This window comes from Pseudoalteromonas sp. MER144-MNA-CIBAN-0113 (genome assembly GCF_040308965.1).
Classification (GTDB): domain Bacteria; phylum Pseudomonadota; class Gammaproteobacteria; order Enterobacterales; family Alteromonadaceae; genus Pseudoalteromonas; species Pseudoalteromonas tetraodonis.
This window is the reverse complement of the sequence record NZ_JBEOOG010000006.1, coordinates 20877-43775: the sequence shown is the minus strand read 5'-3', so window position 1 is coordinate 43775 and position 22899 is coordinate 20877. Positions and strand designations below refer to the sequence as shown.

Sequence of the window (22899 nt, the reverse complement as noted above, 5' to 3'; positions counted from 1 at the left end):
CAATTTTAAACCTCACCAGCGCGGTGCGCTGCTTTTAAATTATGCGTAAAAATCGGTAACAGATACTTTTACTTCTGCAACAATACCCTTGCGAATAACAAAATCACCAAAGCATTCGCCTTCATTGCGCTCACTAACCCATTGCCCAATCAGCTTATCAAATGCCTCTAGGTAAACTTCTTCGCCCACATTTTCAAGATAAAGCTTAGGGATACGCGTACCCTCCGTATTCCCGCCAAGGTAAACATTGTACTTACCTGGGCCTTTACCTACTAATCCAGCTTCAGCTAGCATGGCACGACCACAGCCGTTAGGGCAACCAACCACACGCATAATAATGCTGTCATTTGGTACTCCATGCTTAGCCAATAAGCCTTCTATTTTTTCAATTAAACTCGGTAAGTAACGCTCGGCTTCAGCCATCGCTAAAGGACAAGTGGGCAGTGACACACACGCCATTGAGTTTTTACGTTGCTCAGTGTCTTTGTCATCAATCAAACCGTGTTCACGCGCTATTTTTTCAATGATTGCTTTTTGATCCGCAGGCACACCGGCAATAATTAAGTTTTGATTGGCGGTCATGCGAAAATCACCTTGATGAATTTCTGCAATCTTACGACACCCTGTTTTCAGTGGCTTATTGGGGTAATCTAAAATACGACCACTTTGAATAAAGAGCGTTAAGTGATGTTTACCGTCAATGCCTTCAACCCAACCAATACGATCCCCTCGATGAGTAAACTCATAAGGGCGGCTTGGTGCAAAACTCACGCCTGCACGTTTTTCAACTTCTGCTTTAAATACATCAGACCCAACACGGTCAAGTGTGTATTTAGTTTTTGCGTTTTTACGGTTAGAACGATTACCCCAATCACGCTGAACAGATACCACGTGCTCAGCAATTTTTAAGGTATCTTCAAGGGCAATAAAACCAAAATCATCGGCTTTTCGTGGATACGTTGCAGTATCACCATGGGTCATGGCAAGGCCACCCCCTACTAGCACGTTAAAACCAACTAATTTACCGTTATCAGCAATCGCCACAAAGTTTAAGTCGTTTGCATGAACATCCACTTCATTATTTGGTGGAATTGTTACAGTGGTTTTAAACTTACGCGGTAAATAAGTTGAGCCTAAAATTGGCTCTTCTGTGGTTTCGCTTTTTTCGCCATTGAGCCAAATCTCTGCATACGCTTTGGTTTTAGGTAATAAGTGTTCAGAAATCTTTGCCGCCCACTCATACGCCTCCTGGTGTAACTCAGACTCAACAGGGTTAGTGGTACAAAGTACATTTCGGTTCACGTCACCGGCAGTTGCAATAGAATCAATACCCACGCTATTAAGTAATTGGTGCATACCTTTAATTTCAGGTTTTAATACACCATGAAACTGAAATGTTTGGCGCGTAGTTAAACGAATACTGCCATAGCTGGTTTTCTCCCCAGCAAACTTATCAATTGCTAACCATTGCTCGGGCTTAATAATGCCGCCAGGCATACGCGCACGCAGCATGACATTATGTAGTGGTTCTAGCTTTTGCTTAGCACGCTCAGGACGAATATCGCGGTCATCTTGCTGGTACATGCCATGAAAACGAATTAACTGGAAATTATCGGCAGTAAAACCACCGGTAATTTCATCTTTTAAATCTTGCGCTATAGTGCCGCGTAAAAAGTTACTTTCTCTTTTTAAACGTTCGTTATCAGAAAGCTTTACGGTTTTATCTTGTTCGCTCATTTTAAATCCTAAATTTGTTACAGTGACGGCTGTTAGCTTTTAATAAAATAAACAACGTGCACTTAATACACGTCTTTCTGATAGCGATTTGCGCTACGCAAATCTTTTAAGTATTGATCGGCTTCTTCATTACTTTTGCCGGTATTTTCTGTAATGATATCAATTAAGGCATTGTGTACATCTTTAGCCATACGGTTTGCATCGCCACACACATAAAAATGAGCACCCGCTTCTAACCAGTCAAATACTTCTTTTGAGTTTTTACGTAACTTGTCTTGCACGTAAACTTTTTCTGCTTGATCACGGCTAAACGCCACATCTACTTTACTCAATAAGCCTGATTTTAAGTAACCTTGAATTTCTACTTGGTATAAAAAGTCTTGGGTAAAGTGTGGGTTACCAAAAAACAGCCAGTTTTTACCCGTAGCCTCTCGCGCATCACGTTCTTGTAAAAAAGCACGGAACGGTGCAATACCTGTACCTGGCCCTACCATGATGATCGGTGTGTCATCATTTACTGGTAAGCGGAAGTTGTCGTTATGTTCACTAAATACTTTTACTTTACAGCCTTCTTGCGCACGGCGTGCTAAATAGCCTGAACAGCCACCTAAATGCTCTGTGCCAAACGCTTCAAACTCAACCAATGCAATAGTTAAATGCACTTCGTCCTCAACCTCGCTTTGGCTAGAAGCAATTGAATATAAGCGCGCTTGCAGTTTACGTAGGCAATCAACCAGTGTTTGCGCCTCTAATTTAGCTGGGTTTTGTGCAACCACATCAAAAATTTGGCGAGGCTCAATATATTCGCGCATTGCGGCTTTATCTTCCACAAGCTTAAGAAGTTCAGGCGTGCCTGTAGCCGTGGCGTACTTTTCAACAAACCCAGGGTACGATTGTGTCAGCTCTAGTTTTTCAATTAAGGCATCACGCACGCTAAGTTCTTCATCGCCAAGTTTAACGCGGCTAGTTGGATCAATTTGCGTTTGCGCTAGTAGCTCATCTACACGGGCTTCATCATTTAAAAAGTAAATGCCTAACGAGTCACCCGGCGTATAGGTAATGTCAGAGCCTTCAAGTGAAATTTCAACATGGCGTACATCTTTGGTTGAGTCACGACCGGTAATTTTTTGCACTAAGCTTAGCTCTGCCGCAAACGGGTTTTGCTTAGTGTATTGGCTAGCCGCTGTCGTGGGCGTGCCAAATGGCATTGATACAACTTGGCCGCCTGTGGCATCTTGCTGAGCTTTTAAATCTGGTTCAAACGCATTTAACGCGCCCTCAATCCAAGTGGCGGCTTCATCATCGTAATCAACGTCTAGGTCGGCACGTTGATAAATAACCTCTGCACCGAGTTTAGTTAAACGCTCTTCAAAGTCTTTAGCGGTTTGACAGAAAAATTCATAGCTAGAATCACCTAAACCTAATACCGCGACTTTAACGCCATCAAGCTTTGGCGCTTTTTTGGTAATTAAAAATTCGTACAGTGTTTCGGCATCTTCAGGTGGCTCACCTTCACCATAAGTCGATACAACAACGGTTAAAAACTTTTCTTTTTTCAATGCGGTTGGCTTGTAATCTGACATGCTAACCAGCTTTGCAGCTAACCCACGAGATTCAGCTTGCTCTTTAAGCTTAGTCGCCACCGCTTTAGCGTTACCTGTTTGTGAACCATACAAAATAGTAAGTACTGCTGCCTCAGAAGTTGCCGGTGTACCTGCAATTGGCGCACCTAGCGCTGCTGAATTAGCATTAGCAGCCAAATAGCCGCTAACCCACGCTTGCTGAATTGGATTAAGCTCAGCCACTAAACCTTGTAGCTTTTGTACTTGCTCTTGCGAAAGCGGACTTGCTAGCGCATTGAGTTGACCTAACAACATGAATTTTTCCTCATAACCCTGAACGTTAAACACAATGCTTGTTCACATTGTTTAAAATGAGTGCCACCTCATTCAGAAGGTTCTGTTGAGGTTAATTGAGTATGCAGGATAGCCGTCTAAGCATAGATAAAAAAAGAATAGAATCTGCTTTGATATTCCATTTAGTTATTAATCTAGTTAAAAACCAGTGAAATTAACCTAAAGGGTTTTTATTGCCTTTTATGAAATTCTAATTTAACAATTTTGTAACCTTTATAATCTAATGTATATTGCTTAAAACTATAAAATAGGAACACCTATGTTACACGGCATATATAAAAACAAATTACTTTTGAGCGCGTTGTTATTGAGCTCTTTGCCTGCGATGGCTAATGTGGTTAATGGCAACTTTGAACAATGGACAGGCAACACCCCACAAGCATGGACGGTGATTGATAGCGGTATTAACGTATCTGCCAACAGCGCAGTCGTGAGTACAGGCTTACAAGCAGCAGCGATTAGCGTAAATACTGGCACACAAAGTAACACTGACTTTTTACAGCAAGTCGCGGTGGAAATGGGTGAAACTTATGAATTTTCAGTGGATGTGTATCATACCGAAGGTCATCTTAAGGCCCGTTTGTTCATAGATGGTTATCAAGGCTACTCAAACCCTGCTTTAACAAACCAGTGGCAAACCATAACTTACAGCTATACCGCTGATAGTAGTAAAACGATTGATGTCGGTTTACGCTTTTACGATACAAGCGGCTTTGATGGTAGTGAGTTAGTTTATGTTGATAACTTCTTACCTAATAATGATAGCGGCGGTGGTTCTCCAAGCTGCGCAGATAACAGCCTTACTTTTAACCTAACCACAGATAACTATGGCGAAGAAACCAGTTGGCAAATAACGCACAACCAGGCTGGTATAGTTGCAAGCGGCAGTGGATATACTGCCAACACCCAATATACCGAACAATTATGCGTAGCCGATGGTGAGTATACATTTACTATTAATGACAGCTATGGCGATGGTATTTGCTGTTCATATGGCAGTGGTAGCTACGCCTTGAATAATGAAGCCACATTGCTTGCCAGTGGATCAAGCTTTCAATCAAGTGAGTCTACCGCATTCTCATTAGGTGAGACTCAGCCAACACCGACGCCAACCGGCTACTATGTGACAACCCAAGGCTTAACTGGATACACGCTAAAAACTGAGCTTTATAACATTATTAATAACCATAACGCTCAAGGGTATTCTGCTATTTGGAGTTTTTACGACGCATCAGCACGCGATAAATACTTTGAAAATGATAACAGTATTTTAGACATGTACAGTGAAAAGCCAAATGGAGTAGATAGCTACACTTATACCGCTGTAAGCGATCAGTGTGGCACCTACAATAGCGAAGCCGATTGTTATAACCGTGAACATTCATTTCCTAAAAGCTGGTTTGGCGGTACCATAGAACCAATGAACTCTGATGTTCATCATATTTACGCCACTGACGGCTATGTAAATTCAAAGCGTAGCAACTTCCCGTTCGGTGAAGTGGCCAGCGCTACGTTTACATCAACAAACGGCAGCAAACTAGGTTCTGCAAGTAGTGCGATTAATTACACTGGTACTGTATTTGAGCCTATTGATGAATTTAAAGGTGACTTTGCTCGCGCTTATTTTTACATGGCAACCCGTTATCAAAACGTAATTGGTGCTTGGCAAAATAACACCGCAGCTAGTAATGACGTGCTTAATGGCACCAGTACCCAAGTATTTGAAAGCTGGGTTGTGGCCATGTTGTTAAAGTGGCACAGCAACGATCCTGTTAGCCAAATGGAATTAGACCGCAACCAAGCAGCTTATGAGTTTCAAGGTAATCGTAACCCGTATATCGATCACCCTGAATTTGTTGAGATGATTTGGTAATAGCTTGGTTATAACTTTTTAGCCCCAGCATTAACTGGGGCTTATTAATAACTGTACTTTTTGTTTGGCAATAAGTGACGCTACATACTGCTTTTCTAAATCCCACGGATGATGCTTCCAGCCCTTAAAACCAAAACCGATAATATGCACCTGTGTTTGCTGCTTTAAAAAGTGCTCAATGGCTAACATTCCCGAACTGGGTGTTTTAGCTTTAAAAGCAGGTTTGCCAAACGTATATAAGTGTTTTAATAATACTGTTTTATCGTGCTGGGCGATTCGACTCACGTTTGCATGCGGGCTATATTTACGTATTATTTCATCGCCATGGTCAATACAGCCCCTGCGGTTAATTAACTTATAAAAAGGTTGAGTAAATAAGTTAGGTTTTGGGTCAGTGATCATGACATTTTTCAGCTGCGTTATATCTATATCTGGAAACGCTGCGCAAAGCATTGCGCCTTGCTTACCTCTTCCTACTAGCCATAAATCAGTACATTTTCGGCCTAAGTATGCAGGCATGTTTGCACACATATTAAAGCGCACCACTCTATCAAAGCTATTTAGGGCTTTACTTACATCCTTTTCGACGGGGCCATTACCTATAATTAACACTGTTTGCTTAGCCATACTACGCTCTTTGTACCTTTATTAGCGCATACTAACGTGCCCGCCACACTTTACCAGCAAACTTATATTAAACTTTTTTTGCAGCCACACACTGTACGGTAAATTAACAGGCGTTACTTTTGATTTAAGGCCTGCTCTGCACGCTTTATTGATTCGTAGCGTTTGCCTGTAATTTTTATCAGCCATACTTTATCTGTAAAGGTGCGGCTTAAATACACTGTTTGCCCATTTGGTATTTGCGGCATAAAGGAAGAAATAGATTCCCACTTGCCATCAACCTGCTCTTTTAACTTCAAGCTACTCTCACTAAAATAGCTAGATAAAAATTAACTACTTTAGTGAGAGTAGCTGATAAAATTTTTGTGAATATATCAATTTTAAACTGTGATAAGCTCAATTTAGAACTCAAAATATACATTTATTAAAAGTGAAATAATTAATGAGCACATCCTCTGTTTTGGTAAGCTTAGCACCGTCTGTTATTGCTATAGTTAGCATGTTAGTTTCAATGATTAGTGCGATGATTGCTTGGCGCATGCGCCAACATACGGAAATAATCCAATTAATTGAATATAAAAGGATCATAAGAGTTACATCTGCACATATAAATTCGCTATGGAATGATGTTATACAAGAAGCTAACTTAGCAAAAGTAAAATCATCAACACTTAACGTCGATCAAAATTATTTAGAAAGAATAGAGTCAGCAGGTAATAGAGCTAAGAAAGGTCAAAAAAACTTCGCCAAAATGATTGCTGAATACAAGGAAAGAGAAAGAGATCTCACGATTAAAGATGCTGTGGAAGAAATCCTAATTCTTGAAGAAGTGAAAATTAGCGTGGAAGGAGATTTACAAAGGATAAGAAACGAATTTGGGAGGGCGTTCAGAATTCTGTGTCAGCCTAAGTTGCTAAATATCTAGCACACCATCTAACCTACCTTCGAAGTGGATGGCCAATTGCGACAATGTCAGATTCCAATTATGGATTGGCATTGTCCATTTCTTCGAGGCATTCAATATGCCTGCATACAATAATTTCATCAAGCTGTTTTCATTAGGGAATGCTCCCTTAGTCTTGGTGAGTCGTCTAAACTGACGATGTACAGCTTCAATTGCATTTGTGGTATAAATAGCTTTTCGCACGTAATCTGGATACTTGAAGTAAACCGACAGATTGCCCCACTTTCGACGCCAAGACTCGATAACGATAGGGTATAACTTGCCCCATTTGGCATCTAATTCGGTAAGAGCGGCTTCTGCTGCATCTTTAGTGGCTGCCTTATAAACGGGTTTCAAGTCAGCCATAAACTCTTTTTGGTGCTTTGAAGCAACATACTTCATCGAATTACGAATTTGATGAATAACGCACTCCTGCACTTCGGCGTCAGGATAGATTGTTGCTATTGCTTCAGGGAAGCCTTTTAGTCCATCAACACAGGCAATTAAAATATCGGATACACCACGATTATGTAAATCTGTTAATACTGATAGCCAATAGTTAGCCCCTTCACTTTCAGAGATATATAAACCAAGTAACTCTTTGCGGCCCTCGATATTGACACCTAGTACGGTATAAATAGCCTTACTCACGTAGCGCCCATTTTCTTTAATCCTATAATGAATGGCATCAAGCCAGATAAACGGGTAAAGCGTGTCTAAGCTGCGCGCTTGCCATGCTTTAAGCTCTGGTATCAGTTGGTCTGTTACGGCAGTGATGGTGGCCTCTGATACCTCAACGCCATACATATCCTGTATGTGGCCTCGAATATCTCGATAGCTCATACCTAAAGCAAACATAGATAGGATTTTCTCATCAATTTCAGGCGTTAACTTGGTTTGGTTCTTTTTAACAAGCTGAGGTTCAAACGAACCTGAACGATCTCTGGGCGTTTCAAGTTCGAATTGACCTATGGATGACTTAACTGTTTTTTTGGTTGAACCATTTTTACGGTTAACTTGGGTCTCAGATTCTAAATGCTGCTCTAATTCAGCTTTAAGAGCCGCTTCGGTGAGTTGTTTAATTAATGGTGTTAGAACACCGTCTTCGCCAGTAAGGCCTTTACCAGCTTGAAGTTCAGCTAATGCTTTGTTGAAGTCGAAAGATTGAGTCATGTGTCACTCCTGTTTTCTTAATAATACTGAAATGACACAGATTTCTAAACACTACCGAATTTGGTTTTTACTTAGATTAATTGTTTAATCAAAGTAAATGCAAATCAGTGGGTGTAACTTTTATAAGAAAGTTCTATTTTTTATATTTATTCACCGCTTTCTTCCTTTTAAGTTTTTGTAAGTCTCAACCCAAACTAAGGCGCTTCACTTCACTGCGAGCAGCTGACGACTTAAAGCTTCAAACTTACAGCTTTTTTAAACACAAACAAAAAGCCCCAGCTAATGCCGGGGCTTTTCATAAAACAGACTTAATTAAAAATTAAGCTTGTTTTGGACGTTCAACAACATCTACCAAAGTCCAAGATTTGTTCTTAGAGATTGGAGCGCATTCACGGATAGTAACTACGTCACCCGCTTTTGCAGTGTTATTTTCGTCATGTACGTGTAACTTAGTCGTACGTTTGATGAATTTCCCATAGATTGGGTGCTTCACGTAACGTGCGATAGCAACAGTGAAAGACTTTTCCATCTTGTCGCTGATTACACGGCCTTGAAGAGTACGAATTTTATCGCTCATTATTGACCTGCCTTCTGGTTAATAATTGTTTTTACACGCGCGATATCGCGACGTACTGTTCTTAGCGTGTGTGTCTGAGCTAACTGACCAGTGCTTGCTTGCATGCGCAGGTTAAACTGCTCACGAAGAAGACCTAGAAGTTCAGCATTTAGCTCTTCTACGCTTTTATCTTTTAGTTCGCTTGCTTTCATCACATTACCGTCCGAGTTACGAAAGTTGTTTTGAATGGCAGTTTACGAGCAGCAAGGTTAAACGCTTCACGAGCAAGCTCTTCTGAAACACCTTCCATTTCGTAAAGTACTTTACCAGGCTGAATTTCAGCAACCCAATATTCAACAGAACCTTTACCTTTACCCATACGAACTTCAAGAGGTTTTTCTGTGATCGGCTTGTCAGGGAAGACACGGATCCAGATTTTACCTTGACGTTTCACGTGACGCGTCATAGCACGACGAGCTGCTTCGATTTGACGAGCAGTCATGCGGCCACGACCAGTAGCTTTCAAACCGAAAGTACCGAAGCTTACTTTGTTACCGTTTTGCGCTAGACCACGGTTGCGGCCTTTATGCATTTTACGGAATTTTGTACGTTTTGGCTGTAACATTACTCGCTACCTCTACTTAGCACTTTTTTTGGCTTTCTTTGGTGCGCGTTTAGCTGGCTTCTCTTGCTCTTGTACTAGTGGTAAACCACCAATAACTTCGCCTTTGAAGATCCAAACTTTAACACCAATGATACCGTAAGTGGTTAAGGCTTCAGAAGTTGCGTAGTCGATATCAGCACGAAGAGTATGTAGAGGTACACGACCTTCACGATACCATTCTGAACGTGCGATTTCTGCGCCGCCAAGACGACCGCTAACTTCAACTTTAATCCCTTTAGAACCGATGCGCATTGCATTTTGTACCGAACGCTTCATAGCGCGACGGAACATAACACGACGCTCTAGCTGAGAGGCAATGCCGTCTGCTACTAGTTGTGCATCTAGTTCTGGTTTACGTACTTCAGAAATATTAATCTGAGCAGGTACACCAGCGATTTTAGTTACCGCTTGACGTAATTTTTCTACGTCTTCGCCTTTTTTACCGATAACAACACCCGGACGAGCCGTGTGAATAGTTACTCGGATAGATTTTGCTGGACGCTCAATAACGATTTTAGACACAGAAGCCGCTTTTAATTCCTTAGTAAGGAATGTACGTACTTTGTGATCGCCAAAAAGCTGTGCAGAGAAATCTTTTGAATTCGCGTACCAGGTAGAAACCCAAGGTTTAGATATACCTAGGCGAATACCAGTAGGATGAACTTTTTGTCCCATTACTTATATCTCCTAGCTATCTGAAACCACAACAGTGATGTGGCTTGTACGCTTAAGGATGCGGTCTGCGCGTCCTTTAGCACGTGGCATAATACGTTTCATTGTTGGACCATCGTCCACAAAAATCGTTGTTACACGTAGCTCATCAATGTCAGCACCTTCGTTATGCTCTGCGTTAGCAATAGCAGACTCAAGTACTTTCTTAACTAATACAGCCGCTTTTTTCGGGCTGTACGCCAGGATTTCTAGTGCGCGATCGACAGGTAACCCGCGGATCTGATCTGCAACTAGACGTGCTTTTTGCGCCGAACCAGAGGCGAATTTATGTTTAGCTAATGCTTGCATTTATCTTCCCCTCTTAACGTTTCTTCGCTTTCTTATCCGCAGCATGGCCACGGTAAGTGCGAGTTGGTGCAAATTCACCTAGTTTGTGACCGATCATTTCGTCAGAAACGAAAACTGGTACATGCTGGCGACCATTATGGACAGCAATGGTCAATCCGATCATGTTAGGTATGATCATTGAACGACGGCTCCAAGTTTTAATTGGCTTCTTTTCACCGCTTTCCAAAGCTTTCTCTACCTTCTTCAGCAAGTGTAGGTCTATAAAAGGACCCTTCTTGAGAGAGCGTGGCATGGCTATTCCTCAATATTACTTAGTACGACGACGTACTATAAATTTATCCGTACGCTTGTTCTTACGCGTCTTAGCACCTTTAGTCGGCTTACCCCATGGAGACACAGGATGACGACCACCAGATGTACGACCTTCACCACCACCGTGTGGGTGATCAACCGGGTTCATGGCAACACCACGAACTGTCGGACGAATACCACGCCAGCGATTTGCACCTGCTTTACCAAGTGAACGAAGCATATGCTCAGCATTGCCTACTTCACCTAGCGTAGCACGACAGTCAGCTTCAACTTTACGAACTTCGCCTGAACGAAGACGTAATGTTACATATTGACCATCACGAGCAAGGATTTGAACGTATGCACCAGCAGAACGTGCAATTTGAGCACCTTTACCTGGTTTAAGTTCTACGTTGTGAACAGTCGAACCTACAGGCATATTACGCATTGGTAATGCATTACCAGGTTTGATTGGTGCATCAACACCAGACTGGATTGCATCGCCAGCTTTTAAGCCTTTTGGTGCGATAATGTAACGACGCTCACCGTCTGCATATAATACAAGAGCGATGTTTGCGCTACGATTTGGATCATATTCTAAACGCTCAACAGTGGCTGGAATGCCATCTTTAGTACGTTTAAAATCGATTAAACGGTAATGCTGCTTATGACCACCACCGATATGACGAACCGTAATACGACCATTGTTATTACGACCACCTGATTTAGAGTTTTTCTCTAATAGTGGTGCGTAAGGTTTACCCTTATGTAAATCTGGGTTAACCACTTTAACTAGGTGACGACGACCCGCAGAAGTTGGCTTACACTTTTGAAGTGCCATAATTCTAACTCCCCTTATTACTCGGCGCCGCCGACAAAGTCCAGCTCGCTACCTTCTTTAAGAGTAACGTAAGCTTTCTTCCAGTCGCTACGACGACCGAAACGCATGCCAGTACGTTTTGTTTTACCCTTAACGTTAAGTGTGCGAACACCAGTTACTTCTACTTCAAAAAGCTTCTCAACTGCCGCTTTAACTTCAGCTTTAGTTGCGTCATTTGCTACTTTGAAAACAATCGTGTTGTTTTCTTCAGCAGCGATTGTGCTTTTTTCAGAGATGTGTGGAGCAAGGATCACTTTTAAAAGACGTTCTTCACGGATCATGCTAGCGCCTCCTCAAGTTGCTTAACAGCAGCAGCTGTAATTAGTACCTTGTCGAAAGCAATTAAGCTTACAGGATCGATACCAGCTACATCACGTGTGTCAACCTTGTACAGGTTACGTGCCGATAAGAAAAGATTTTCATCTACTTCTTCAGTCACGATAAGAACATCTTTAAGCTCAAGTTCTTTAAGCTTAGCAACTAGTTCTTTAGTTTTTGGTGCTTCAAGACCAAAACTTTCAACAACGATTAAACGCTCTTGACGAACTAATTCAGATAAGATGCTTTTGATCGCACCGCGGTACATTTTACGGTTTACTTTTTGGCTGTGGTCTTGTGGTTTAGCTGCGAAGCTAACGCCACCTGAACGCCAAATTGGACTACGGATTGTACCAGCACGTGCACGGCCAGTACCTTTTTGAGCCCATGGTTTTTTACCACCACCGCTTACTTCAGAACGTGTCTTCTGAGCACGAGTACCTTGACGAGCACCTGCTGCGTATGCAACAACTACTTGGTGTACTAATGCTTCGTTAAACTCACGTCCAAAAGTAGCTTCAGAAACTTCAAGAGCGCCAGAAGCGTCTTTAATTGCTAATTCCATCACTAAATCTCCAGGACTTATGCTTTAACAGCTGGTTTAACGATAACGTCACCGCCGATAGCGCCAGGTACTGCACCTTTAACTAAAAGCAGGTTACGCTCAGCGTCAACGCGAACTAGTTCAAGGTTCTGAGTTGTTACTTGCTCATTACCCATTTGACCGGCCATTTTCTTACCTTTAAACACCTTACCAGGTGATTGGTTTTGACCGATTGAACCAGGAGCACGGTGAGATAGAGAGTTACCATGTGTAGCGTCTTGCATGCTGAAATTCCAGCGCTTAACACCACCTTGGAAACCTTTACCTTTAGAAGTACCGGTTACGTCAACTTTGTTGATTTCGTTGAATAATTCAACCGTAAGCTCTGCGCCTACTTCAAAATCGCCTTCACCACCATTTAGGCGGAATTCCCACAGACCGCGACCCGCTTCAACACCAGCTTTAGCGAAGTGACCCGCTGTTGCTTTGTTTACACGGCTTGCTTTTTTAGTGCCTGCGGTTACTTGAAGCGCGTTATAACCGTCTGTTGCGTCAGATTTGATCTGAGCAATGCGGTTAGGAGTCGCTTCAATAACTGTCACAGGGATAGATACACCATCTTCAGTGAAGATACGTGTCATACCCACTTTACGACCGACTAGACCTAATGCCATTTTCCTAAAACCTCTCTAATCTTCCGATTAACCCAGGCTGATTTGAACATCAACACCAGCAGCAAGGTCTAAACGCATAAGTGCGTCTACAGTCTTGTCAGTTGGTTCTACGATGTCGATCAGACGTTTATGGGTGCGGATCTCGTACTGATCACGCGCGTCTTTATTAACGTGCGGTGATGTAAGTACAGTAAAACGTTCAAAGCGTGTAGGTAGTGGAATTGGACCACGTACTTGTGCGCCAGTGCGTTTCGCAGTTTCCACGATTTCCGCCGTTGATTGGTCAATCAAACGGTGGTCAAAAGCTTTTAGGCGAATACGAATGCGTTGATTTGACATTCTTAAACCTCAATATAAAGAGCATTTAAAGAGCATAAAAAAACGACCGAAACAATCTTAATAATTAAGATGCCGGTTGTTAGATTATATCTACGTTGAGTTCCAAATCGGAACTCCTGTTTATTAGCTTGAAATCCAAGCTTAATTTATTCTTTCTTGTTCCCGAGGGAATTTTGAAAGCCTGCGTATTATAATGATGCTGGTGATAAATGCAACAACTATTTAGACATAATTGCTTTGCAATTGTCGTTTAAATAACAGTCAAGTTTAACAATAGTGAACGTAATGGAAGTGATGATGTCACTATAATGTCATAGCTTGTCGATTAATCTGCAGAGGATTTTTTAGATAATATGTTATCCTATGCGCTAATTTTGCTGTTATATACCCATATTGATTTGGGTAACTACTCTCTTATGGTGAGTCAATGCGTATTTTAAATTATGGTTTAAATCTTATCTCTGGTGGTATTAGCCGTTTGTTTGTTAAAAGCAAAGTACTGCCTGAAAAGCCGTTAGAGCAATTTGAGTTAAACCCTAAAAACCCGACCTTTTATATAGTGCGTTTAAATTCACGCTTTGATTTAGCGGCACTCGCGCGTGTATGTAAACGAAATGGTTTACCCGACCCAACCGAGCAGCAAGTGTTAGGTGACCAAGCGTTAGATCGTTTTATTGGCATTAAAAACCCACCACCGTTATTTGGTAATAAAGAAAAGCCTACCAATGCATTAGATCAGGGCAAGCAAATCATTGAGCACTTATTAAATAGTGGCCAAAAAAATGTGCAGGTTGTGCCTGTGACTATTTTATGGGGCAGAGCACCGGGTAAAGAGAAGCCAGGACTGAGCACTTTACTTTCGCACTCACTTACGCCCAGCTGGTTTAGAAAAATATTTGTTGTACTTTTTTCAGGTAGAGACAACTTTATTCGTTTTAGCCAACCACTTGATTTATCACTACTGGTGAACGAAAAAGCCGATGTAAATGAACTTCCTCATAAACTACTTCGCGTAGCTAGAGTACACTTTAAGCGCCAGAAGCTGGCTGCCACAGGGCCTAAAATCCCATCTCGAGATCAATTATTTAGCTCACTACTGGCATCCCCAACGATAAAAAAAGCGATTCAAACTGAAGCGTCTGAAAAAAATATTAGCCAAGCCCAAGCGCGACAAAACGCATTAAAGCTTCTTGATGAAATTGCTGCTAATTACAGCGACGCCACCATTCGCGTTGCCGATCGCATATTAACCTGGCTTTGGAACAAGCTGTATAATGGGATTGATATAAAGTACACCGAGCAAATCCATGACCTAACCAACAAAGGCCATGAAATAATCTACATGCCGTGTCATCGTAGTCATATGGATTACTTGCTACTGACCTACTCTATTTACCATCAAGGGCTTGTTCCACCGCATATTGCAGCGGGTATTAACTTAAACTTTTTCCCAGCCGGTGGCATATTCCGCCGCAGTGGCGCGTTTTTTATTCGCCGCTCGTTTGCTGGTAATAAACTTTACTCAGCGGTATTTAAAGAATACTTAAGCCAGTTATTTATCAAAGGTTACTCGGTAAAGTTTTATACCGAGGGTGGGCGCAGCAGAACGGGACGTTTACTCCCCCCTAAAACCGGCATGCTCGCAATGACAATGCAAGCCATGTTGCGCGGTATAGACAGACCTATATCTATTGTGCCGGTATATATTGGTTACGAGCACGTCATGGAAATCAATACCTATTTAAAAGAGCTGGCTGGGAACGATAAAAAAGGCGAGTCGATATTAGGTATTTTTAAAGCAATTAAAAATTTAAAAAACTATGGTCGTGGTTATTTAAACTTTGGCGACCCTATTTCTATCAATCAGTATTTAAATGATAACCAGCCTGACTGGCGTGAATCAATTCATGCAACCGATGTGCAAAAACCACAATGGTTAGGGCCGCAGGTGGCTAACCTTGCTGATCAGGTTATGGTTAAAATTAACAATGCCGCCGCACTTAACTCAGTTAACTTACTGGCGATGATACTGCTGGTAAACGATAAGCAGGCATTGAGTAAGCCAAAGCTGTTAGCTCAGCTTGAGTTTTACTTACGATTGCAACGTGATGCCAGCTATAGCAGTAAAATAACCGCACCAGATGAAACACCAGAGCAGCTACTTGAACATGCCTTAAAACTTAACAAGTTTGACGTGATCAGTGATGAGTTTGGCGAAATAATTGCGATAAGCGATAAAGAAAAAACCTTATTCAATTATTACCGTAATAACATTTTACATATTTTTGCGGTGCCTAGTTTAGTGGCGCTGCATTTATTTAAGCAACATCAAAGCACCGTAACTCAGTGCCATCAGCTGGTGAAATCTTTTTATCCATTGTTTGCTAAAGAGTGGTACTTGCAAGAGTTAGATGAGAGCTACGTTACTCGTATTTTAACTAACTTTAGTGATCAAGGCTTAATTGTGCTTGATGGTGATAACATTAAAGTGACTCAAAATAACGATAGCTTTGCCAAACTCGAAATGCTCGGTCGTGCATTGAGCTTTACTTTGCAACGTTATGCGATTGTGATTGGCTTTATTCAAACCAGCCAAGGGATTGAAAAAGCAGAGCTTGAACGTGAAAGCTATGTGCTGGCGCAGCGCTTGGGTACGTTACATGGCATTAAAACGCCGGAGTTTTTTGACAAAAAGGTACTCAGTAGCTTTATTTCAAACCTACGCGAACAAAAGCTGATTAGTGAATCAGACAGTGGCTTACAAGGCAGCTCAGCGTTGTGCGAGACTTACAAGCAACTACAAACGCTATTACCGGCACGCATTTGGCAGTCAATAACAGATATTGTGCACGCTCAATGCAAGTAAAATAAAGCCATACCCACTATATTGAAGGTATTCAATATAGTGGGTATTAGGATTAGCGCTGGCGCATTACCCCTTCTTGAATAGTAGAGGCTACCAAGTTTCCTTGGCGGTCAAAAAACTGCCCACGTACCAGCCCTCTTCCTGAGCTCGCGCTTGGGCTATCAATAGTATATAAAATCCAATCATCCATTCTAAACGGACGATGAAACCACATAGCATGGTCAATCGTCGCCACTTGCATATTCGGCTGCATAAACGATACGCCATGTGGTTGTAATGCGGTTGGTAAAAATTCAAAGTCGGACGCATACGCTAATAAATAGTTATGAATACGTTGATCGTCAGGCATATCGCCATTGGCTTTAAACCAAATATGTTTTACTGGTTCGATGGCTTCTGGCTTAAAGGGGTTATGAAAATTCACTGGGCGCATTTCTATCGGCATTTCACGAATAAACTTATTACGGATTGCTTCTGGAATATGCTGTGCATTTTCTTGATAAAACTCTAATGAAGAACGTAGCTCTTCAGGGGCAGGAACATCTGGCATGGTCGCTTGATGCGATAACCCTTGTTCATCACCTTGAAACGACGCCGTCATGTAAAAAATAGGCTTACCGTACTGAATCGCGCTAACACGACGCGTACTAAAACTTTTACCATCGCGAATCGTTTCAACGTCATACACTATCGGCTTTGCAGCATCGCCTGGGCGTAAAAAGTAAGAATGTAATGAGTGAACAATTCGCCCCGCTGGCAGTGTTTCTTTGGCTGCTGAAAGCGCTTGCCCCATAACTTGACCGCCAAACACCGCTCTAAAACCTAAGTCTTGGCTTTGTCCTCGGTATAAACCTTGTTCAATTTCTTCAAGTGATAACAACGACAATAAATCATCTAATACTTGGCTCATTATTTCTTCCTCAATCCCCTAATTTCTAAATGATACTATACAATACTGGAAAAATACCAACACACTGAGTGAGGAAAACTAATATGGCTTTTTGGCTATTTAAAACCGAACCCGACGCCTTTTCAATTGATGACTTAAAGTATGCACCCGAACAAACCACGTTATGGGAAGGCGTGCGAAACTACCAAGCGCGTAACTTTATCCGCGATGATGTTAAACAAGGTGATTTAGTGATGATTTATCATTCTAGCTGTAAACAGGTTGGCGTTGCGGGAATAGGAATTGTCACTAAAGCCGCTTACCCTGATCCGACTCAGTTTGACTTAAGTAGCGATTATTATGATGCCAAAGCAACCGTTGAGACCCCCCGTTGGTTTGTGGTGGAAGTAACCTACCATTCTCATCTCAGTAGCATAGTGAGCTTGCAAGCAATTAAGGCAAATGAGTCAGTGACAGACATTGCTCTTAAAAAAGGGGGACGTTTATCGGTCATGCCAGTGACCGAAAATGACTGGAATGAAATCTTGAACATGGCTTAATAGTCGCAAAGGTAACATACATTTTGCCATTAAAAAGGCACTCCACCAGCGCAGCATAGCTTGGCTCAATTTCTCTTATGCCCTCAGATTTGCTATGATCTGCGGCTTGTGCGCACTGGAGGAAAAATGAAATTACTATACTGGTTAGATGAATGGTTAACTCTCAGCGATAATGAGAAGCAAGCAAAACTACCTACCTCTGGTGGGGATTTACTCGGTGATGTGTATGTAAAATATCACTTTGTTGATCTCAACAAACCCCTGCTTTTTACTTTTTCACCTGCCGGTACTGATGTACAAGAGCGTGATTTGAACGAAGACTTTGCACCTTGGGGCTATCATTTAGCACAAAAACAAAACGTTAATATTATTGCGTTTCAGCATTTGGGTAAAAGTAATTGGTTTCGTAACCGCAATTTAATCTTTTTTATTGAGCAACTATCAACCCTACTCTCTCCTTTTGAAACCAAGCTAGGCTATGGACTTAGTCGTGGCGGCTTTGCTGTGGGTGCATTTGCTAAATTACTCAAACTCGACAAAGTACTGCTTTTCCATCCTGTTAGCACTAAAAACAAACTTATCGCCCCTTGGGATGACCGCTCAAGTACCGACATTGCCCAGCAATATGACTGGCAAGGTGACTACCATGATTTAGATTTAGGGGATGCACAGGGCTACATTATTTATGACCCAACCAACCGCATTGACCGCCAACACGCTAAACGCTACCAGCAGCTCACTCACGCGTGTTTGGGATGGGGCACGGCACCCATGCCACTTATTTAAATAAGTTTGGGTTTTATAAACAAGTGGCTGTTGATTTTATTGCTAATCAACAAATCGACATTGCACAATTTAGGCTACAAACAAAAACACTGCGTTTAAAAGAGGATTATTATAAAAAACTTAATAAAGCCAATGCTAATTCGCCGCATCGTCAAGCGTTATTAAGTACCGCTCACACTATTTTAATCGACGAAAAAGCAGCGCACGTGCAAGAGAACCAAGAAAAAATTGATATTCAACCTTTAATAGACGTAGCCATTAAGCATCAAGATGAAAATCCAAATGATGCCATTAAACTATTAGAAGTGGCTCAACAGCTAGCGCCAGACGACCCGCTGGTTGAGCATAAGCTGAGACAATTAGAATAAGTAACAAAAGGTACTCATTCTTTACTTTTTCTTGGCGTGCCCTTGCTTGGGCACAATCGAAAAGTAAAGAATCAGCGCTATCCACGAAAAGAAGATAGCGCCTACTAGCCAGCCATTTTTTTCATGGCCTTGGCTACGCTTACTGTTAAGGATTATCATAATAGGGAAAATGTAAGCACATAAAACGATAATTAAAAACGCAATTTCAGTCATTATTTTTCCAAGCTAGGCCAGTCAACTTCATTACTCAATACTCGCTCTTGCGCAATGTAATGCAAAATATCTCCGGCGTTTACTGCATAATCTAAAGGCGGATTTAAATCCATATTTTTTGCACTTAAATTATGAGCCACACCTAACAATATTGCATCATGATCGTACTTAAAGTGATGAAATAATTTACCAAACTCCATGGTTTTTACATTACTAGGGATTTGTAAACTAAACTGCGTATCACCATGCAAGGTTGATAATAATTCCTCTTGTACACGACTTGAGCCTGGGTCTTGCATTGAGCGCACTAAAATCTCTGCTGATTTAGTACTGCTACACTCTACGTTGTGGCAATGTTCTAATAACATTTCAACTTTTGTTTCATCAAAAAAGTGCGCACTTATGTGGCATTCTTCTTTGACTAAACGGCTAATACGCAGTGCGGTGGTAAATGTTTGGTCGTCATCTTGGCCATCAATAATCACTTTATCGGCGTGGCGAATGGCAACGCGTTCTAATTCATCCAAATCGGTGAAACTGGTTAGGCGAGCAAAATCAACATTCTCATTACTTAAAAACGGATGCTCTATTTGTTCAGTAACCGCTAATAAAATACGGCGATCTGTCCGCTTAGTATCAGCCAAAATGTAGTCGATCATTTTTTTGGTACGAGCATTATGCCAACCAAAAATAATAATATGATTGCTACTGTGAGCAAAGTTTTTATCACCAGTCATAGCGCGCCTAATTAAGTAAGTTACTGTTTGTCCTGTTTTACCCAACAAGACACCAAATAAAGCCAAACCAAAAGGTATTTGTATTAATGCGACAATCCATCGACCTAAGTCAGTTGATGGACTTAAATCCCCATACCCTACCGTTGAAGTGGTTACCGTGTAGTAGTAAAAAAAAGTACCCGGTGAAAGCAGTGCCTGCTCATTTGCCACTAACAATAAGCACCAAGTAAGCAGCATATGTAAGGATGTTGCTATTACAACAGACTGCCAACTTACCTGATCAATATGGCTGCGCAACAGCACAACAATACGTTTGAAAATATGATGCATAATTTTTTGTTAATCGATTGATTATTTAAATCATTTAGTAACACGATACTGCACATGATAACACTTAAGCAACGTTTTACTGTAATCGAAATATTCACGGTTCGTTATGAAGAAAAATAAGAGTAAACTATAGTTATAAAGTTATGAGGAAAAATATGGGTCTATTATGTCAGGTGTTTTAGCGTCAGTTGATCAGCGTACTCAGCTTGTAGGCGAAAATCGTTTAGAGTTGCTACTTTTTTATTTGCATAGCCGCCATTTATTTGCACTCAATGTATTTAAAATAAAAGAAGTGGTAAAGCTTCCCCGTTTAAGCAAAATACCGCACTCTCACCCTAAGGTAACCGGTGTAGCCAATATACGCGGTGAATCTATCCCAGTGATTGACCTTCGCCAAGCCATTTCTATGGCTAAAAAAGAATATGGTGAAGATTGTAATCTGGTCATAACTGAATATAACCGTACCACACAAGGTTTTTTAATTGGCAAGGTTGATCAAATCATGAATATGACCTGGTCTGACATTATGCCGCCACCCAGCTCTGTGGGTAAAAATCATTATATTACGGCACTAACTAAAGTACAGCGTGATGGCCAAGAGCAATTAGTTGAAATTATTGATGTAGAAAAAGTACTCACTGAAATAGTTGAGTACGAGGTCAATATTACTGATGGGGTGTTAGATGAAACCATAGTAAACGAATTTGCAGGACGCAAAATATTGCACGCCGATGATTCGCCAACAGCACGTAAACAAGTTAGCGATACGTTATCGCAGCTTGGCATCGAAATTATTCCTGCCAGTAACGGCCTAGAAGCCCTACAAATGCTCAAAAGCTGGGCTGATGAAGGACGCGATGTTGAAAAAGAGCTGCTAATGGTGATTACCGATGCCGAAATGCCTTCGATGGATGGCTATCGCTTAACCTATGAAATACGTAACGACAACCGCTTAAAAAACTTACATGTGGTGCTTAACACGTCCCTGAGTGGTAGCTTTAACCAAGCCATGGTGGAAAAAGTAGGCTGTAATGCATTTTTATCAAAATTTCAGCCCGACTTACTCGTTCAAGAAGTACAAAATCGCTTAAAGCAAGTGCTTGGTGATTCTTAATTGAGCATAACTAGCAAATACCGACCAAGGTAAGTATTTGCTAGCGACATTCCCTCATCAACAACCTTTAAAAAGTCTGCCTTGCTGAGCGTTTATTCAAAGCGGTGTTTGCTAATCCTAAGATTTCATGATTAATTAACAAATAAGTTTTCACTAACTCGTTATTAATTATGCTTAATAAAGTTGCCAGTCCATTTACCAAGCTCGTCGAGCGCTACTTACCCGACCCATTTATATTTGTTATTTTGCTCACCATTATTACTTTAGTCATTGCGAATTTAGCGACCCCTGCAACCACACTTGAGGTAATAACATCATGGGGTAGCGGGTTTTGGAACTTACTGAGCTTTGCCATGCAAATGCTGTTAGTATTAGTAACAGGCTACATGCTCGCCAGTACCTCTTTAATAAGTATGTTACTAACAAAATTAGCAACGCTTGCTAATACGGCCCCAAAAGCCATTATTTTAGTGACATTTATTTCGCTTTTAGCAAGCTGGCTAAATTGGGGGTTTGGCTTAGTAATTGGGGCTTTATTTGCTAAAGCGATTGCTAAGCAGACTCGAGTGGATTATCGGCTATTAGTGGCAAGTGCCTATTCAGGCTTTGTAGTATGGCACGGAGGATTGGCGGGATCCGTACCACTCACCATTGCCAGCGAAGGGCATTTTTCACAGACGACTATGGGTATTATTGGCACACAGCAAACCTTATTCGCAGGCTTTAATATTGCGATTCTGATTGGCTTATTTATCATTATGCCGTTGGTTAATCGCTACATGCTACCGAGTGAAAAAGACAGTGTTTATATTGACCCTTCACTGCTTGAAAACACACCACCTGATAAAGTAACAATAACACGCCCTGCTCAACATTTAGAGCAAAGCAAACTGCTAGGTATGGGCATTGGATTACTCGGACTTGCCTACTTAGGCTATTACTTTTTTATCGCAGGTGGCGGCTTAAACCTCAATAGCGTAATTGCTCTGTTTTTGTTTATGGCAATCACTCTGCATCAAACACCCCATAATGTGCTTAATAGCTTGCAACAAGCGATTCCGAGTGGCGCAGGAATTGTAATTCAGTTCCCTTTTTATGCTGGCATTATGGCGGTCATGGTAGATACTGGACTGGCGCAACAAATATCACAGGGCTTTATAGCCATAGCGGATGCCGATAGCTTGCCATTTTACAGCTTTATTAGTGCAGGACTCGTTAATATGTTTGTGCCCTCAGGTGGCGGACAATGGGCGGTACAAGCGCCTATTGTTATACCTGCAGCACAAGAGCTTGGTGCAGATATGGCGCGGGTTGCTATGGCTGTGGCGTGGGGAGATGCGTGGACTAATTTAATTCAACCCTTTTGGGCATTACCGGTATTAGCCATTGCAGGATTAAAAGCTAAAGACATTATGGGCTTTTGCGTGGTACAGCTGATTATTACTGGGGTGTTTATTTCGTTGGTATTAAGCTTTTACTAATAT

General features: G+C 41.5%; 25 protein-coding genes and 1 pseudogene. 7 read left to right on the top strand and 19 right to left on the bottom strand.

Annotation, left to right across the window (positions count from 1 at the left end):
• Positions 1–39: 39 nt before the first annotated feature.
• Together cysI and AAEY57_RS02820 are read right to left on the bottom strand one after the other, a co-directional pair.
• Positions 40–1737, bottom strand: a complete 1698-nt coding sequence (gene cysI, locus AAEY57_RS02825; protein ID WP_028835920.1) for an assimilatory sulfite reductase (NADPH) hemoprotein subunit — start codon at positions 1735–1737, stop codon at positions 40–42.
• Positions 1738–1799: 62 nt separating this feature from the next.
• Positions 1800–3614: an assimilatory sulfite reductase (NADPH) flavoprotein subunit gene (locus AAEY57_RS02820; protein WP_028835919.1), complete on the bottom strand. Its 1815-nt coding sequence runs from the start codon at positions 3612–3614 to the stop codon at positions 1800–1802.
• Positions 3615–3912: 298 nt separating this feature from the next.
• On the opposite strand from AAEY57_RS02820, the gene AAEY57_RS02815 reads away from it, so the two are divergent.
• Positions 3913–5526, top strand: a complete 1614-nt coding sequence (locus AAEY57_RS02815; RefSeq protein WP_350606212.1) for an endonuclease — start codon at positions 3913–3915, stop codon at positions 5524–5526.
• Positions 5527–5556: 30 nt separating this feature from the next.
• Here AAEY57_RS02815 and AAEY57_RS02810 read toward each other — a convergent pair whose 3' ends face one another.
• Both AAEY57_RS02810 and AAEY57_RS02805 read right to left on the bottom strand, forming a co-directional pair.
• Positions 5557–6153 (bottom strand): glycosyltransferase family 29 protein, encoded by a 597-nt coding sequence (locus tag AAEY57_RS02810; protein ID WP_350606210.1) that lies wholly within the window; start codon positions 6151–6153, stop codon positions 5557–5559.
• A gap of 113 nt (positions 6154–6266) precedes the next feature.
• Positions 6267–6449, bottom strand: coding sequence for a hypothetical protein (locus AAEY57_RS02805; protein ID WP_350606208.1), 183 nt, complete (start codon positions 6447–6449; stop codon positions 6267–6269).
• 143 nt (positions 6450–6592) lie between these two features.
• On the opposite strand from AAEY57_RS02805, the gene AAEY57_RS02800 reads away from it, so the two are divergent.
• The gene (locus AAEY57_RS02800) at positions 6593–7075 is read left to right on the top strand and encodes a hypothetical protein (RefSeq protein ID WP_350606206.1); all 483 of its coding nucleotides are present in this window, start codon (positions 6593–6595) and stop codon (positions 7073–7075) included.
• On the opposite strand, the gene AAEY57_RS02795 is transcribed toward AAEY57_RS02800, so the two are convergent.
• From AAEY57_RS02795 to rpsJ, 12 genes are all read right to left on the bottom strand, one after another.
• Positions 7064–8266 carry an IS256 family transposase gene (locus tag AAEY57_RS02795; RefSeq protein WP_350606204.1) on the bottom strand — a complete coding sequence of 401 codons (1203 nt, stop codon included), beginning with the start codon at positions 8264–8266 and terminating at the stop codon, positions 7064–7066. The two genes, AAEY57_RS02800 and AAEY57_RS02795, sit on opposite strands and share 12 nt — an antisense overlap.
• A 319-nt stretch (positions 8267–8585) precedes the next feature.
• Positions 8586–8843, bottom strand: a complete 258-nt coding sequence (rpsQ, locus tag AAEY57_RS02790) for a 30S ribosomal protein S17 (protein ID WP_013463780.1) — start codon at positions 8841–8843, stop codon at positions 8586–8588.
• On the bottom strand, positions 8843–9034 hold the full coding sequence (rpmC, locus tag AAEY57_RS02785; RefSeq protein WP_004588692.1) for a 50S ribosomal protein L29: 192 nt from the start codon (positions 9032–9034) through the stop codon (positions 8843–8845). The genes rpsQ and rpmC overlap by 1 nt, the downstream gene beginning before the upstream one ends.
• Positions 9034–9447 (bottom strand): 50S ribosomal protein L16, encoded by a 414-nt coding sequence (rplP, locus tag AAEY57_RS02780; protein ID WP_008108352.1) that lies wholly within the window; start codon positions 9445–9447, stop codon positions 9034–9036. The genes rpmC and rplP overlap by 1 nt, the downstream gene beginning before the upstream one ends.
• Before the next feature lie 12 nt (positions 9448–9459).
• Positions 9460–10161, bottom strand: coding sequence for a 30S ribosomal protein S3 (gene rpsC / locus AAEY57_RS02775; protein ID WP_008108350.1), 702 nt, complete (start codon positions 10159–10161; stop codon positions 9460–9462).
• A 12-nt stretch (positions 10162–10173) separates the two neighbouring features.
• The gene (gene rplV / locus AAEY57_RS02770; protein WP_004588690.1) at positions 10174–10506 is read right to left on the bottom strand and encodes a 50S ribosomal protein L22; all 333 of its coding nucleotides are present in this window, start codon (positions 10504–10506) and stop codon (positions 10174–10176) included.
• A 13-nt stretch (positions 10507–10519) separates the two neighbouring features.
• Positions 10520–10798 carry a 30S ribosomal protein S19 gene (rpsS, locus tag AAEY57_RS02765; protein ID WP_004588689.1) on the bottom strand — a complete coding sequence of 93 codons (279 nt, stop codon included), beginning with the start codon at positions 10796–10798 and terminating at the stop codon, positions 10520–10522.
• A gap of 15 nt (positions 10799–10813) precedes the next feature.
• Complete coding sequence (gene rplB / locus AAEY57_RS02760; protein ID WP_008108345.1) at positions 10814–11638, bottom strand: 50S ribosomal protein L2; 825 nt, start codon at positions 11636–11638, stop codon at positions 10814–10816.
• Positions 11639–11655: 17 nt separating this feature from the next.
• On the bottom strand, positions 11656–11958 hold the full coding sequence (gene rplW / locus AAEY57_RS02755; protein WP_008108343.1) for a 50S ribosomal protein L23: 303 nt from the start codon (positions 11956–11958) through the stop codon (positions 11656–11658).
• A complete protein-coding gene (gene rplD, locus AAEY57_RS02750; RefSeq protein WP_008108340.1) occupies positions 11955–12560 on the bottom strand; it encodes a 50S ribosomal protein L4 in 606 nt (201 codons plus the stop codon). The genes rplW and rplD overlap by 4 nt, the downstream gene beginning before the upstream one ends.
• A 17-nt stretch (positions 12561–12577) precedes the next feature.
• Positions 12578–13213 (bottom strand): 50S ribosomal protein L3, encoded by a 636-nt coding sequence (gene rplC / locus AAEY57_RS02745; RefSeq protein ID WP_008108338.1) that lies wholly within the window; start codon positions 13211–13213, stop codon positions 12578–12580.
• A 27-nt stretch (positions 13214–13240) separates the two neighbouring features.
• The gene (gene rpsJ / locus AAEY57_RS02740; RefSeq protein ID WP_002957900.1) at positions 13241–13552 is read right to left on the bottom strand and encodes a 30S ribosomal protein S10; all 312 of its coding nucleotides are present in this window, start codon (positions 13550–13552) and stop codon (positions 13241–13243) included.
• A gap of 427 nt (positions 13553–13979) precedes the next feature.
• On the opposite strand from rpsJ, the gene plsB reads away from it, so the two are divergent.
• On the top strand, positions 13980–16418 hold the full coding sequence (plsB, locus tag AAEY57_RS02735; protein WP_350606198.1) for a glycerol-3-phosphate 1-O-acyltransferase PlsB: 2439 nt from the start codon (positions 13980–13982) through the stop codon (positions 16416–16418).
• Between the two features lie 52 nt (positions 16419–16470).
• On the opposite strand, the gene tesB is transcribed toward plsB, so the two are convergent.
• A complete protein-coding gene (tesB, locus tag AAEY57_RS02730) occupies positions 16471–17328 on the bottom strand; it encodes an acyl-CoA thioesterase II (RefSeq protein ID WP_013463778.1) in 858 nt (285 codons plus the stop codon).
• An 83-nt stretch (positions 17329–17411) separates the two neighbouring features.
• On the opposite strand from tesB, the gene AAEY57_RS02725 reads away from it, so the two are divergent.
• Both AAEY57_RS02725 and AAEY57_RS02720 read left to right on the top strand, forming a co-directional pair.
• Positions 17412–17867 (top strand): EVE domain-containing protein, encoded by a 456-nt coding sequence (locus tag AAEY57_RS02725; RefSeq protein ID WP_013463777.1) that lies wholly within the window; start codon positions 17412–17414, stop codon positions 17865–17867.
• A gap of 126 nt (positions 17868–17993) precedes the next feature.
• Positions 17994–19021: pseudogene (locus tag AAEY57_RS02720) on the top strand (cytosolic protein).
• Between the two features lie 21 nt (positions 19022–19042).
• On the opposite strand, the gene AAEY57_RS02715 reads toward AAEY57_RS02720, so the two are convergent.
• Together AAEY57_RS02715 and AAEY57_RS02710 are read right to left on the bottom strand one after the other, a co-directional pair.
• Positions 19043–19234 carry a hypothetical protein gene (locus AAEY57_RS02715; protein ID WP_013463775.1) on the bottom strand — a complete coding sequence of 64 codons (192 nt, stop codon included), beginning with the start codon at positions 19232–19234 and terminating at the stop codon, positions 19043–19045.
• On the bottom strand, positions 19234–20301 hold the full coding sequence (locus AAEY57_RS02710) for a potassium channel family protein (RefSeq protein WP_036955669.1): 1068 nt from the start codon (positions 20299–20301) through the stop codon (positions 19234–19236). Before AAEY57_RS02710 ends, AAEY57_RS02715 begins: the two co-directional genes overlap by 1 nt.
• A gap of 166 nt (positions 20302–20467) precedes the next feature.
• Between AAEY57_RS02710 and AAEY57_RS02705 the strand changes: the two genes are divergently transcribed.
• Complete coding sequence (locus AAEY57_RS02705) at positions 20468–21415, top strand: chemotaxis protein CheV (RefSeq protein WP_350606194.1); 948 nt, start codon at positions 20468–20470, stop codon at positions 21413–21415.
• 170 nt (positions 21416–21585) lie between these two features.
• Positions 21586–22896: a short-chain fatty acid transporter gene (locus AAEY57_RS02700; protein WP_350606190.1), complete on the top strand. Its 1311-nt coding sequence runs from the start codon at positions 21586–21588 to the stop codon at positions 22894–22896.
• Positions 22897–22899: the final 3 nt, after the last annotated feature.

Excerpts from the sequence above, each read along its gene's own strand:
- AAEY57_RS02725 (WP_013463777.1), top strand. The coding sequence starts at position 17,412 with ATGGCTTTTTGGCTATTTAAAACCGAACCCGACGCCTTTTCAATTGAT.
- rplC (WP_008108338.1), bottom strand. The coding sequence starts at position 13,213 with ATGGCATTAGGTCTAGTCGGTCGTAAAGTGGGTATGACACGTATCTTC.
- rplW (WP_008108343.1), bottom strand. The coding sequence starts at position 11,958 with ATGATCCGTGAAGAACGTCTTTTAAAAGTGATCCTTGCTCCACACATC.
- rpsJ (WP_002957900.1), bottom strand. The coding sequence starts at position 13,552 with ATGTCAAATCAACGCATTCGTATTCGCCTAAAAGCTTTTGACCACCGT.
- rplP (WP_008108352.1), bottom strand. The coding sequence starts at position 9,447 with ATGTTACAGCCAAAACGTACAAAATTCCGTAAAATGCATAAAGGCCGC.
- AAEY57_RS02705 (WP_350606194.1), top strand. The coding sequence starts at position 20,468 with ATGTCAGGTGTTTTAGCGTCAGTTGATCAGCGTACTCAGCTTGTAGGC.
- AAEY57_RS02795 (WP_350606204.1), bottom strand. The coding sequence starts at position 8,266 with ATGACTCAATCTTTCGACTTCAACAAAGCATTAGCTGAACTTCAAGCT.
- AAEY57_RS02800 (WP_350606206.1), top strand. The coding sequence starts at position 6,593 with ATGAGCACATCCTCTGTTTTGGTAAGCTTAGCACCGTCTGTTATTGCT.
- AAEY57_RS02820 (WP_028835919.1), bottom strand. The coding sequence starts at position 3,614 with ATGTTGTTAGGTCAACTCAATGCGCTAGCAAGTCCGCTTTCGCAAGAG.
- rplD (WP_008108340.1), bottom strand. The coding sequence starts at position 12,560 with ATGGAATTAGCAATTAAAGACGCTTCTGGCGCTCTTGAAGTTTCTGAA.
- rpsQ (WP_013463780.1), bottom strand. The coding sequence starts at position 8,843 with ATGAGCGATAAAATTCGTACTCTTCAAGGCCGTGTAATCAGCGACAAG.
- AAEY57_RS02715 (WP_013463775.1), bottom strand. The coding sequence starts at position 19,234 with ATGACTGAAATTGCGTTTTTAATTATCGTTTTATGTGCTTACATTTTC.
- rpmC (WP_004588692.1), bottom strand. The coding sequence starts at position 9,034 with ATGAAAGCAAGCGAACTAAAAGATAAAAGCGTAGAAGAGCTAAATGCT.
- rpsC (WP_008108350.1), bottom strand. The coding sequence starts at position 10,161 with ATGGGACAAAAAGTTCATCCTACTGGTATTCGCCTAGGTATATCTAAA.
- plsB (WP_350606198.1), top strand. The coding sequence starts at position 13,980 with ATGCGTATTTTAAATTATGGTTTAAATCTTATCTCTGGTGGTATTAGC.
- cysI (WP_028835920.1), bottom strand. The coding sequence starts at position 1,737 with ATGAGCGAACAAGATAAAACCGTAAAGCTTTCTGATAACGAACGTTTA.
- AAEY57_RS02700 (WP_350606190.1), top strand. The coding sequence starts at position 21,586 with ATGCTTAATAAAGTTGCCAGTCCATTTACCAAGCTCGTCGAGCGCTAC.
- rplV (WP_004588690.1), bottom strand. The coding sequence starts at position 10,506 with ATGCAAGCATTAGCTAAACATAAATTCGCCTCTGGTTCGGCGCAAAAA.
- AAEY57_RS02815 (WP_350606212.1), top strand. The coding sequence starts at position 3,913 with ATGTTACACGGCATATATAAAAACAAATTACTTTTGAGCGCGTTGTTA.
- rplB (WP_008108345.1), bottom strand. The coding sequence starts at position 11,638 with ATGGCACTTCAAAAGTGTAAGCCAACTTCTGCGGGTCGTCGTCACCTA.
- AAEY57_RS02810 (WP_350606210.1), bottom strand. The coding sequence starts at position 6,153 with ATGGCTAAGCAAACAGTGTTAATTATAGGTAATGGCCCCGTCGAAAAG.
- rpsS (WP_004588689.1), bottom strand. The coding sequence starts at position 10,798 with ATGCCACGCTCTCTCAAGAAGGGTCCTTTTATAGACCTACACTTGCTG.
- tesB (WP_013463778.1), bottom strand. The coding sequence starts at position 17,328 with ATGAGCCAAGTATTAGATGATTTATTGTCGTTGTTATCACTTGAAGAA.
- AAEY57_RS02710 (WP_036955669.1), bottom strand. The coding sequence starts at position 20,301 with ATGCATCATATTTTCAAACGTATTGTTGTGCTGTTGCGCAGCCATATT.